9 protein-coding genes are annotated in these 13,075 nt (G+C 33.8%); 6 read left to right on the top strand and 3 right to left on the bottom strand.

The window, feature by feature from the left end; all coding sequences use genetic code 11:
* Positions 1–11 precede the first annotated feature (11 nt).
* Positions 12–1,187: a hypothetical protein gene (locus OXQ85_RS02035; RefSeq protein ID WP_267402033.1), complete on the bottom strand. Its 1,176-nt coding sequence runs from the start codon at positions 1,185–1,187 to the stop codon at positions 12–14.
* Between the two features lie 352 nt (positions 1,188–1,539).
* Here OXQ85_RS02035 and OXQ85_RS02040 point away from each other — a divergent pair, with 352 nt between their 5' ends.
* Positions 1,540–2,316: a helix-turn-helix transcriptional regulator gene (locus OXQ85_RS02040; protein WP_267402034.1), complete on the top strand. Its 777-nt coding sequence runs from the start codon at positions 1,540–1,542 to the stop codon at positions 2,314–2,316.
* A 100-nt stretch (positions 2,317–2,416) separates the two neighbouring features.
* Positions 2,417–3,604 (top strand): oxygenase MpaB family protein, encoded by a 1,188-nt coding sequence (locus tag OXQ85_RS02045; RefSeq protein WP_267402036.1) that lies wholly within the window; start codon positions 2,417–2,419, stop codon positions 3,602–3,604.
* A gap of 51 nt (positions 3,605–3,655) precedes the next feature.
* Here the strand turns inward: OXQ85_RS02045 and OXQ85_RS02050 are convergent, their stop codons facing one another.
* Positions 3,656–4,561, bottom strand: coding sequence for a hypothetical protein (locus OXQ85_RS02050; RefSeq protein WP_267402037.1), 906 nt, complete (start codon positions 4,559–4,561; stop codon positions 3,656–3,658).
* 194 nt (positions 4,562–4,755) lie between these two features.
* On the opposite strand from OXQ85_RS02050, the gene recA reads away from it, so the two are divergent.
* Entirely contained in the window at positions 4,756–5,763 is a 1,008-nt protein-coding gene (gene recA / locus OXQ85_RS02055) for a recombinase RecA (RefSeq protein WP_267402038.1), read from the top strand.
* A gap of 69 nt (positions 5,764–5,832) precedes the next feature.
* Here recA and OXQ85_RS02060 read toward each other — a convergent pair whose 3' ends face one another.
* Positions 5,833–8,730: a prolyl oligopeptidase family serine peptidase gene (locus OXQ85_RS02060; protein ID WP_267402039.1), complete on the bottom strand. Its 2,898-nt coding sequence runs from the start codon at positions 8,728–8,730 to the stop codon at positions 5,833–5,835.
* A gap of 260 nt (positions 8,731–8,990) precedes the next feature.
* On the opposite strand from OXQ85_RS02060, the gene htpG reads away from it, so the two are divergent.
* The 3 genes from htpG (at position 8,991) to OXQ85_RS02075 (ending at position 13,067) form a co-directional block, all read left to right on the top strand.
* Positions 8,991–10,883, top strand: a complete 1,893-nt coding sequence (gene htpG / locus OXQ85_RS02065) for a molecular chaperone HtpG (protein WP_267402040.1) — start codon at positions 8,991–8,993, stop codon at positions 10,881–10,883.
* Positions 10,884–11,060: 177 nt separating this feature from the next.
* Positions 11,061–11,861, top strand: a complete 801-nt coding sequence (locus OXQ85_RS02070) for an alpha/beta fold hydrolase (protein WP_267402042.1) — start codon at positions 11,061–11,063, stop codon at positions 11,859–11,861.
* Positions 11,862–11,975: 114 nt separating this feature from the next.
* Positions 11,976–13,067, top strand: coding sequence for a hypothetical protein (locus tag OXQ85_RS02075; protein WP_267402043.1), 1,092 nt, complete (start codon positions 11,976–11,978; stop codon positions 13,065–13,067).
* Positions 13,068–13,075: the final 8 nt, after the last annotated feature.

Consider the following 13,075-nt stretch of genomic DNA (forward strand, 5'->3'; position numbering starts at 1 on the left):
ATATGAAATTATTATTTACTATTAAAATTTAGCGACTTTGAAAACCCTATTTGAAACTGAGAAAAATCATCAGCTCTATTATTTAATGCTAAATAATTCGTGAATCGAATAAATACTTTATCTCCATTATTTCCACTTGGCGGATAATAATATATACTTCCTCTAAATGCTAAAAGATTATTTTGACTTCGCTCATAATATTCAGTAGGATTAAGAGTTTGCCATATATATTTCCCACTCAAATCTATACCGAAATTTTTTGCAAGTTTTGACTTCAGTGTAGCCTCACAAGATTTAAGGTGACTAACTGCATTAACTGTATTTGTAGTTAAATCGGGAAGAAGTATTTTGCCTGACACATATTGGTAACTAGCATTTACATCCAAGGAATTATTAGGAAGAAAGTCAAATTTAAAAAGGGTAATATCCAGACCTACGGAATAATTATGTCTTCTAAAAATTTCAGTGGGATTTAATTCATTAGACATAATAGAAACTACTTCAAATTTACTATCTAATTTATTATAACTAAAACTAGGTTGAAACACAGGAAAAATATACATAAATCTATTAAAAATATTATTACGATGTAAATAAAATTTAGCATTAGCTTCAAAATGTACTAAGGCATTAGGCTCATCTCCTAATAAACCTAGAAAATCAGAATAAGCAACAAAATTGACAAATGATTTTAAGTTTGTATTTTGAGTTAAAACTCCAATATTTTTTTTAGAATCACCTGATAGAATTAAAACTTTATTATCCGGTAAAGTGCTAAATCTTTCATCAAAATGGAAATCGATGGCTTCAGAAAAACGAATATACTCTTTCTCTTCTCTGTCAAACAAATAATCAGATCTTTTAACAAAATCATAGATCAATGGGATTGGAGCTTTATGATTATAATAAATATTTTTCTTTGTAATTATGAGTACTTTTTCAATCATACCATCCTTAATATCCACTTTAATAGTATCAATTTTTTCTTTGTAAACTATCCTATTTGATATAGGTTGATATATTGTTATACTATCCTTCATTTTAGCATAACCTAAAATATGTTCTTTTACCTCTTGCTTTGTGATTAAATTCTGAAGCATTTGATTCTCCTCATCTGTTAAGCGATTAATTTGTCCATATACCAATCCTGCCCAAAGCAGAAACCCTAATAATAATTTTGTTTTCATGGCTATTAATTTTTAATACAAATTTTCAAAATCCAGAAATACAAAGAAATTACCCGTTTGTGTAATTTTTAGAGCACAAAAAAACCTCTCAAAATATTGAGAGGTAGTTAGTTTACCGTTTCCAAACAACTAATAAAGAAAAGTATAAACCGTTTTTAAATTTTTTCATTCTTGGTTTTCACCTTAGCGTACACTGAAAATGCAAGAAAAACTCACTTTTAAACAATAAAGTTTAGAAAATGAGCTTTCACGGTTATTCATCACACAAAGGTTATAATTTTATCCCGCGAAAAAAATCACCCTTTTGTGGTATTTTTATGAAAAATTAATTATTTTCGTCCAAAAGTCAAAAATGCATCCTCCCGATAAAAAACACCCTTTAATTGATGTCTGGAAAACCTACCCAGGTATTAAGCAGGCAGATGAGAGAATATTGAGCGTACCACCTATCGAACATATTATTGGGGAAATGTTTGCCATCGGCGAGTTTTACTATTATGTACTCAACCTTACCAACAGTACGCTGTCTCATCATCATGAAAATATTTTAAAACTTCACGGGCTTGAAAAATATCCTGAAAATTTAAAAGATGTGATCGACCTTACTCATCCCGACGATATTCCTTTTGTGATACAGGCAGAGCAAACTGTTATTCAGAAAATGATAGAAATAGGTTTGGAGCATCAGCTTTATTTAAAAGCGAGCTATTGCTGCAGAATGAAAACTTCAAAAAACACGTATGAACTTTTCCACCATCAGTCGATTCATACGATGGAAGATGAAGATGGTCAGCTGGTGCAATCTATTAATATTCATACCAATATCAATCACATCACAAAAAAAAATCCTAATACTGTTTTAATTTCTGGGATTAGCCCAAGAAATGATTTTCATCAAATAAAGCTTGAAAATTTTTCGCAATCCAACGAATTTTCAGAAAATCTTACCAAAAGAGAAATTGAAGTATTGGCACTTATCGCCAAAGGATATTCCGGAGGAGAAATTGCTAAAATTTTGGTACTATCAGAACATACCGTTCGTACTCATAGAAAAAACATCTTAAAGAAAACCAATTCCAGAAATAGTAAAGAATTATTGAAAAAAGCGTTTGAATCAGGAGCAATTTAATTCAAATCTAAAATTTAACGAAAAAATAATTTTGTTTAAATGATAAATCTCACCAAGGAATTTCGGCGTAAAACTTGTATTTTTATGTGAAATAAAAGGGATGATTTTACAACCTCGATTTAAAGATTCACCGCATTTTAAAGATTTTTGGACAAAAGGAAACGGAAAGCAACTCACTGAATTTTCCGGTGCCGAACTGAGCTTTAATGATTTCGAAAAATTTTCTCCTTATTTTTATCATGTGGATGAAATTGGCGATCAGGTTGTAAGAGATGTTTATTTAACCAAAAAATTTCATGAAGCTTCCAGAGAGATTGAAGGTTATATTCGAAATGGAGTTTCCAAAACTGATGAAGTTCCTGAAAGTGTAAAAACGCTTTTCTTTCAAACCCAAACTATTCCCGATTGGCTAGACTATGATTTAATTAAAAGCGGCGCAGAACTCTGTATGAGAAGCAATCTGGATTCGTTGATTTCCCTCAGAGATTATTGCCTGATTGGTGGTTATGATTATGCCTATCTCAACAAACCTTTAATCGCAACCGAAGCCTTGAAAAAAGGAGCTGTAAAACGTCTTTCAGAAACGCTTGATTTTTGGGTGAATGCCACAAGATATGATGCGTTGGAAATTCACAAAAAAGGTTACGAATTTGCCATTAAAACAAGACTAATTCATTCTTACGCAAGACTTTCCATCAGAAAATATTATAAAGATTGGGACACAGAAAATTGGGGCGAGCCTATCAATTCATGGGATATGATGGCGACTTATATCGGTTTCAGTCTGGTTTTTCTTCACAGTTTAAAAAAATTAGGAAATACGTTTTCTGAAAAGGAAGAAAAAGGACTTTTCCATCTTTGGAAATATGTTGGTTATCTATTGGGAATTCCTGAAAATCTTTTACCCAACGACAAAAAACAAGCTACGGAATATTTTTATTTATGGACTTCCGTGCAGCCGCCTTCCGATAAAGATTCGGTTCTATTGGCCCATTCTTTGTTGAATGAATCATTAGAAAACCCTATTTTAAAATATCAATTTCAAAGGAAAAATTTAAGATATCTCCACATTTGCTGCACTTGGTTTTTGCTTGATGATGAGGTTTGTAAAAGACTTCAAATTCCGGATGTTTCCAATAAAAAAGCTTTCCCACGAACGAAATGGATCATCAACAGAATTTATGATTCCATCGTCAGCCGAAAAGCAAGAATACGAAAGGGAAATAAAGATCAGATGAAGGTGCTGGAAGATTATTTAGCAATTACAAAAAACTCTAATTTTCATTAAAAAGAAAACGAAATAGAACATTGTCAACCTATTTGAGTTTTTATTGATTTCTTAAAATAATTTATAGCCTAAACCTAATCCAATCCAAGGTTTGCCTTTAAAATTCCAATTACTACCATATTTATTCAACGGAATATCAAATCCAACAGAAAACAGTACTCCGATATCTCTATAATGATATCCTAAAGCAGCTCCGGTATTGAGAGCCGGAAATTTTCCTCTAAACTTTATAGAATCGTTTTTCACATTATCTTCATCTAATTCGACAGCGCTTAATCCCAAAATTCCATTAATAGAGAATCCCGAATTGTACACTCTATAATCATCTTCATGACTTAATTTTACGTAATGTGTTTTCGCATAAAATTTATATCCTACATAGCCACCAATTCCTACAGAAGTCTCTACCATTCCTCCTGTTTTATCTTTATTTCTTCTTCCGATGTAAGCTTTTAAAGGTATAGACATTACTCCTGCATGCACTTCGTTCATCTTTATTTTAAAATTAACATTATCTCCCAATATGATGCAGAATCGATTATTTTCGAGAAAATCATTTTTATTTTTCAAACTATCAACATCAGAAATTTTCCACGGGTAAATCAGCAGTTTTCCTTTTTCAGCCTTTATATTAGCTTTAATAGTAATACATTCTATATTGTTCTTTATATTAAATAACCCAGCTGATTTTAAAACATCAAGCGTAAGTTCTTTTTTATTATCCCAATTCAAAACCTTATCTTTTGCAATCCGTTTGGAAATTATTTCAGAATTCGTATTGTAATCAACACTCAGAAGATCATCTTTTTTATCATTTTTGTCTAAATAATAAATAGGAAAATCTCTATTTTGATTTTTTCCTATTACCAACACCTGTCTTTCTCTGAATTTAGAGATTTGTCCAAAAACTATCTCTGTCCAACAGAATAAAAGCAGTATTAAAATTTTAGTTTTCATAATTATTAGTTTTATATTAGTTAAAATCCCATTCTTTTAGTATCATTCTCATTTCAAGATACATAAAAATAACTATTCAAAATTATTATATATTAAAATTCGAAAAAATTACCCTTTTGTATGATTTTTGATTTGGAAAAACATTAGTTTTTGATGTTTAAATTATGTATTTTTGAGAAATTATTAAAGACAAGATGAGTAATATTGACGATAAGAAAAAAGCACTGGCTTTGGTGCTTGACAAGCTAGATAAAACGTACGGAAAAGGAACGGTAATGACGTTGGGAGATAACTCGGTAGACAATACCATCGAGGTGATTCCTTCGGGTTCTTTAGGGCTAGACATCGCTCTTGGAGTGGGTGGATATCCTAGAGGAAGAATTATCGAGATCTATGGTCCGGAATCTTCTGGTAAAACAACTTTAACACTTCACGCAATTGCTGAAGCTCAAAAAGCGGGAGGTATCGCTGCTTTCATCGATGCTGAGCACGCTTTCGACAGAACTTACGCTGCAAAATTAGGAATCGATTTGGAAAACCTTATCATTTCTCAGCCAGATAACGGTGAGCAGGCATTGGAAATTGCTGATAACCTGATCCGTTCTGGAGCAATTGACATCGTGGTAATTGACTCCGTTGCAGCCTTGACTCCAAAAGCGGAAATTGAAGGTGAAATGGGAGATTCTAAAATGGGTCTTCATGCAAGATTGATGTCTCAGGCATTGAGAAAATTAACAGCAACGATTAACAGAACAAAATGTACGGTAATCTTCATCAACCAGTTGAGAGAGAAAATCGGTGTAATGTTCGGAAACCCTGAAACTACAACGGGTGGTAATGCATTGAAATTCTATGCTTCTGTAAGAGTTGATATCAGAAAAGCAAGCGCGCCAATCAAGAACGGAGACGAAGCTGTTGGTAGCCGTGTGAAAGTGAAAATTGTAAAAAACAAAGTAGCTCCACCTTTCAAAATGGCTGAATTTGACATTATGTACGGTGAAGGTGTTTCTAAAACCGGAGAAATTTTAGACCAAGCTGTAGAATTAGGAATTGTGAAGAAAAGCGGTTCTTGGTTCAGCTATGAAGAAACGAAATTGGGACAAGGTCGTGATGCTGTAAAAGAGGTATTGAAAGACAATCCTGAACTTTCTGAAGAATTGGAAAATAAAATTAAAGAAGAGATTGCTAATAAAAAGCAGTAATTTCTAATTGATATTAAACAAACTCGGCGGCACCTTTGGTGCCGCCGAGTTTTATTTTATTTATAAATATTAAGGTTTATCATCAGTTAACTCAAATCCCCAATTTTTTCCTTTTTGTGTCGCAGGAACACCTTTAGTCATCCATAACGGAGCTTTAGCCCCTTTAAGATAATAATCAAAAAACTGCTGCTCACGAATTTGGATATCTTTTCTGTTCTGGCGTTTCATCAAATTATGATCATCACCATTATAATTCAGAAGCCAAGACGGTTTTCCGAGACGACGTAATGCCGAAAACATTTCAATTCCCTGATACCACGGCACTGCACCATCTTTATCGTTACTCATGATTACAACCGGAGTTTTCACTTGATCGATAGCAAAAAGCGGTGAATTCTTAATATAAAGATCTGGAGCTTCCCACAGAGTTTTCCCTAATCGGCTTTGTGTTTTTTCATACTGAAACTGTCGGTTCATTCCTGAACTCCAACGAATTCCACCATAAGCCGAAGTCATGTTCACAACAGGCGCACCACTCCATGCCGCAGCATACATATCGGTATGCGCGATAAGATACGCAACTTGATAACCACCCCAGCTTTGTCCCTGAATGCCTATTTTTGAACCATCTACCCAAGAATTTTGTTTTAATTTTTCAACTCCTGAATTAATGTATTCCATTGCAGATTCTCCCGGATAGCCATCAACATAGGAAATATCTGGTGTAAAAACCAAATATCCGTTGCTTACAAAATATGAGATATTTAATCTTGAAGGTGTTGGAGCCGGCGCAACATAACGATTTAAATTATCCGAAAGTTTTTCGTAGAAATACACGATCATAGGATATTTTTTGTTCGGATCGAAGTTTTCAGGTTTGAACAAAACTCCTGTTGAAGTATTTCCTTTTGGTGTCGTCCAGCTGACCAATTCGTCTGTTCCCCAATTATAAGTATTTTGTTGAGGATTGGTATTGCTCAGTTGTTGTTGATTTGAAAAATCGGTTGTCGCAAAAATATTTGGAGAATCGGTGTAAGATTCTTTAACTAAAATATATTCTTCTGCATTTTTAGCCTTTTGAAGTGTTCTGTATCCCCAAACATTTTCCATTTGAATTTTTACAGGATCTGCATTCGAATGAATCGAAGTTTTAAAAATTCCATTAGCTTTGGAAGTATTATCGAAAGCCGACAAATAGATAGAAGACTTTCGGTTTACACTTTTATTATCCTTATCTAAATCATAAGTATCAAAAGTTATTTTATTTTTTCTTCCAAATCCGTTTGTGATATTTCTTGGCTTTTTAGAACCATTCAGGAAAAATTCCCAAAGATCATAACGGTCTTTGATGATCACAGATTCATCATTATCCGTCCATGAAGCGATACCATACGAACCAGGAAAATCCGGCATATCAAATTCTTCATCAACGAAAGAAACCGCCATTTCATTATTTAATGGAAGCGTTTGTTTTGTTTTAACATTATAGCTGAACCATTTTCCTTTTTCTCTATCAAAAATCACAGCAAATTTGCCAAGAGGTGAAACAGAAACTGCTCCGTTCAGATTTTTGATAATTTCTGTTCTTTCACCTGTTCTATTATCTATAAGAAAATAAGTCTTCTTTGTAGAGCCTTCCCACTGAGAAGGAATTCTGTTATTGAAACTTGTAATTCCTAGCGTAAATTCAGCATTTCCTTCATTTATTAATCGTAAAGTATCAAGATCTTCCCCATCAATATTGGTGAAGAAATTTGGTTTATCAGTCTGCATTACCACAGCGTATGATTTTTTAAGATCATCTTTTAATTCTTTCAGCTGAACGGTTTGCAGATAATCATCTTTATAATTCCAGATATCAACCACTGCATGATCGTTCGCAATCATCGCAGTATCTTTTGCGATAGGTTTGGGCGCAACTCCAAAATAAAGCTGTTTTCCGTTTTTGCTGAACTTCGGCAAACGGTTTTCAGAAATCACCCAATTCTTTTTCATTTGCGAATTGTCGTTGGCAATAACTTCCTTTTTCTTTCCTTTAACATTAAAATAGTACAGCTGATACAATTTCACCAAATCATTCTGTGCAGAAGAAGTTCCTACATACGCCAGCTGATTTCCTTCCTCATCAAAAGACAATTGTGAAAAATCGCCTTCCATTTCTGAAATTTTATCGACAGTTCCGGTTTGCAGATTTACAACCTGAACTGTTTGAAGCGCATATTTCTTAGGCTTAGATTTGTCTGTCTCTTTTTTAGCTATAGATTTATCATCCAAAGAATCCTTCTTCTCTTTTTTATCCTTGCTTGGCTTTTCTTCAGGTTTTTTAGTTACAAAAACAAGTTGTTTTCCATTTTTACTAAATTCATAACGAGATACATTATCATACGTCGTACTTTTACCATCCAGAAGATTTCGAACTACCAATTGCAAAGGCTTTGCGTTTTTATCGTCATCTTTCTTTTCGTCACCATCTTCTTTATCCGAAGCATCATCCGAAGATTTATCTTTTACATTTTCCAGAAGATACGCCACATAAGAATTTCCTTTTTCAGGAATTTTAAACCCTTTTACATTAGGAATTTTTTCTGTTTTTCCTGTCGAAAAATCAACAATTGCAAGGCTGTCTTTTGTTAATTTATTTTGTTTTAATTTTTTATCCTTTACCGCTTTGATATCTTTATATAAAGGACGAATCTGAAAAACAGCAAATCTGGAATCATTCGTTAATTCCACTTTTGTTGCTCTTGGAAACTGCTTAGAGTTTTTATTTTTAACGGAATATAAAAAAAGGTTGGGATTTCCTTCCTGCACGTCCACAGAATAGGCAATCCATTTTCCGTCATTAGAGATTTTTCTTGAACCGATGTTTTGCCAACTGTCATAAACAGAGTGATCCAACGGCTTTTTCTGTCCATACACAAAACAGGTCATGATGAGCAGAACAAAAACTGTACATTTCAACTTCATTATTAAATAATTTAAGGGTTAAAAATAATGTATTTCGTTGAGTAATTCGCGATACATTATTCTTACTTTGATGGAAAATATAGGGTGAAAGTTAAAACCAACTTCTGAATTTATAATTAAATTGAATCTGATGACGAAAACAAAACCTCCAGCCCCCATCTTCCAACTTCCCACTTTCACAAAACAATGTCAAAATGTCACTTTTAATCAAACGGTATTTTTTTTGAGAAAGAAATAGAAAATTAAAAACAAAAATTATTATGACTAAAGGAAATATTAATGTATCTGTGGAAAATATTTTCCCGCTTATCAAAAAATTTCTTTACAGTGACCACGAAATATTCTTGAGAGAATTAATCTCCAACGCAACGGATGCTACTTTAAAATTAAAGCACCTAACAAGCATCGGCGAAGCAAAAGTGGAATATGGAAACCCACAGCTTGAAGTAAAAATCGATAAAGAAAATAAAAAACTGACGATCATCGACCAAGGAATCGGGATGACGGCTGAGGAAGTTGAAAAATACATCAATCAGGTGGCTTTTTCAGGGGCTGAAGAGTTTTTGGAAAAATATAAAGACACGGCAAAAGATTCAGGGATTATCGGACATTTCGGTCTTGGATTCTATTCTGCGTTTATGGTGGCTGAAAAGGTTGAAATTTTAACTAAATCTTACAAAGACGAGCCAGCTGTTCGTTGGATTTGTGACGGAAGTCCGGAATTTACTTTAGAGGAAACATCTGATAAAACCGACAGAGGAACGGAAATTATTCTTCATATTGCAGAAGATTCTGTAGAATTTTTAGAAGAAGCAAAAATCCGTGAATTGTTGTTGAAATATAACAAATTCATGCCAGTTCCAATTAAATTCGGAACTAAAACGCACACTTTACCATTACCGGAAGGTGCTCCAGAAGATGCAGTTGCTGAAACGGAAGAAGTTGACAATATCATCAACAACCCTACTCCGGCATGGACGATTGCACCAAGCGAACTTTCGAATGATGATTATATGAAATTCTACCACGAATTGTACCCGATGCAGTTTGAGGAGCCTTTATTCCATATTCATTTGAATGTTGATTATCCGTTTAATTTAACGGGAGTTTTATTCTTCCCGAAATTGAGCAATAATTTAAATATTGAAAAAGATAAAATTCAATTATATCAAAATCAGGTATTTGTAACAGATGAAGTGAAAGGTATCGTTCCAGATTTCTTAATGCTTCTTCGTGGAGTTATCGATTCTCCGGATATTCCGTTGAACGTTTCTCGTTCGTATTTACAAGCTGATGGTGCAGTGAAGAAAATTTCGTCTTACATCACGAAAAAAGTAGGCGACAAAATGTCTTCTTTAATCAACGAAAACCGTGAAGACTACGAACAAAAATGGAACGACATTAAAGTTGTGATCGAATACGGAATTGTAACCGAAGAAAAATTTGCTGAAAAGGCGGATAAATTCACATTATATCCAACAACAGACGGAAAATATTTCTTGTGGAATGAATTGGAAGAGAAAATTAAACCCAATCAAACCGATAAAGACGGAAAAGTAGTTGTTCTTTATGCTTCCAATGCAGATGAGCAGCACAGCTATATTCAGTCGGCAAAAGATAAAGGATATGAAGTTTTACTTTTAGATTCACCGATTATTCCGCACGTTATTCAGAAACTGGAAACGTCAAAAGAGAATATTTCTTTTGTAAGAGTAGATTCAGATCACATCAATAATTTGATTAAAAAAGACGAGCCTGTTATTTCTAAATTAAATGACACTGAAAAAGAATCATTAAAGAAAAACATCGAAGAGTCTATTAATGATACTAAATTTACGGTTCAGCTTGAAGATTTGGACAGTACAGATGCTCCGTTTACGATTACCCAACCGGAATTCATGAGAAGAATGAAGGATATGCAGGCAACCGGCGGTGGCGGAATGTTTGGAATGGGCGGCTTCCCAGAAATGTACAATTTGGTGGTAAACTCTAACAGCGAATTTGCCAATCAGGTTTTGAAAACTGAAAATACAGAGGAAAAAGAAGGTTTGATAAAATACGCTTTGGATTTGGCTAAACTTTCTCAGAATTTACTAAAAGGAAAAGACCTGACAGACTTTATCCAAAGAAGCTACAAGCAATTGGAAAAGTAATTTAACTAAATTTTATATTGATAATCGGAGTTGGAAACGGCTCCGATTTTTTTGTGGAAAATTCTCAATCGATAAATTTTACCATTTAGCAGGTAAAAACTACCATTCAGTCTTTTATTTTTCCAAAATATTGAGGCTTGAAATATCTTTGCTTCAACAATTAAAAACAATAACAACATGAAAACTAAAGCGATTATCACCCTTTTCTTTGTACTGGCTCTTCAACTTTTTAATGCTCAGCTTGATGACAGGTTTTATCAACCTAAAAAAGAACTGAAACCTATCGAAAATTTGAAATACGAAAATCTAAGCCTTCCTGTAGATAAAGATACCATCACCGCTATTTTTATAAGACCTGCCGCAGCAAAACCTAAAGCGACGATCCTTTTTTTCCACGGTGCGGGAGGAAATGTGAGTTCTTATACTTTTATGATTAAACCTTTAGTTGATGATGGATTTCAAGTCGTGATGGTAGATTTCAGAGGTTACGGAAAATCAACAGGCATTCCAACTCACATGAATGTTGCAGAAGACGGACAAAAATTCTTTGACATTATTACTAAAAGAGAAGATGTAAAAAACACTAAAATTCTGCTTTACGGAGCCTCTTTAGGTTCGCAAATCGCCACGCATCTGGCCAGAGCCAATAAAGATAAAATTTCAGGGTTGATTATTGACGGAGGAATGTCTTCTTTTGCTGACATTGCCTCAGCGTTCACTCCTCAGTTTAAAGATATGATAGACAAAGCTTTAGGCAATGTTTACTCGGCCAAAGAGGATATCAAGTTCACTCAAGGGCTTTCAAAGTTATTTATTTACAGTAAAAATGACAAAACCGTTCCTTACTCTCAGGGAGAAATTATATTTGCCAATGCTTCTGAACCTAAACAGTTTCTTGAATTTTCAGGAGACCATTTATTAGCGGTAAAAGAGAAACCTGCTGATGTGGTAAAAGCGGTAGAAGCTTTATTAAATTAGATATTAGGGTTTCGGCGCGGCTGAAAGCCGCGCCGAAACCCTTTCCCTTTATAAAATTTTAAGCCTTTCATTATATCATTTTAAATATTACATTTGTAGAAACACCAGTTGCAAATGTTTGAAATAGATATTCAGATGTTGCCTTTTCTAATGCTTTTCGGATTAGGAATTGCACTTTTTCATACGCTTATTCTTACAGGGCTTTTTAACTTACAATTAAAACCCTCGTGGATTCTATTTATTATCGATCCTTTAATTATTGCTTTGGGATTTTTTCTATTTCCGAAACAGTCGGGATATATTTTTATCGGACTTTTCGTTTCAGTTTTCGTTTTGGGAATTATTGCCTTTATCAGACACGGTATTCAAGGAATTCTTAACAGTTTCAGAGAAGCCAAAAAGGAAAAAAAATCGCTTTGGAAAGTCGCTTTGTCAGGATTAGGAGTATTTCTCATCTTCATATGCTTTATTTTTCTTGGAGTTTACTCTATTTTTATAATCATATTTTTAGCCATCATCACTTCTATTCTACCAAGTAATAAAAACCGTTTTTACTTTTATCAACGAAATCTTTCGACCTCAAAAATAAAAAGTGTTGCCATGGGTTTAGCAGAAATCTGCGGAAAGGCAAAAGCTATTACAATAGCCGTTTCACCCCATACTTCCACCCAATGTGTTGCCTATATTTATACCATCGATGAAATAACCGAAAAAACCGATGACGACGGAAGAACCGACAAATCGTACAGAGAAATAAAAAGAGAAATTAATGCTAAAAATTTTCTTTTGCAGGATGATTCCGGAAGTATTGAAATTCAGACAGAAAAACTGGAATGGATTAATTTTTCACCCAGTTTTGAAACCGAAACCGGAAGCCGCCGTTACCGTGAATATATTTTAGATGAAAAAACAGAAATCCTAATGATCGGGCAAGCTTTTTATGAAGGAGCAAACACTATTTTCAGATATGATGAGACAAAAAAACTGTTCGGAATGGCTCCTCTCGAAATTGTAAATTTTGCCAATAAATGGCGACCTTTAAAACTTCGTGCCGTAACCACTTTACTTTGTATTGCACTGATTTCCGCGTTTATTTTTATCACCCCGATGAAAGCTGACGGAAGCAAGCTCACTTTTGAATCCATCAACCTGAAAGAAAGGTTTTCTAAAAATCCTTTAGATATGATTAATGATCTTTTTAAATAAAATTTAAT

It is taken from the genome of Chryseobacterium sp. GM_Chr_2 (genome assembly GCF_026540445.1).
Taxonomy (GTDB): domain Bacteria; phylum Bacteroidota; class Bacteroidia; order Flavobacteriales; family Weeksellaceae; genus Chryseobacterium.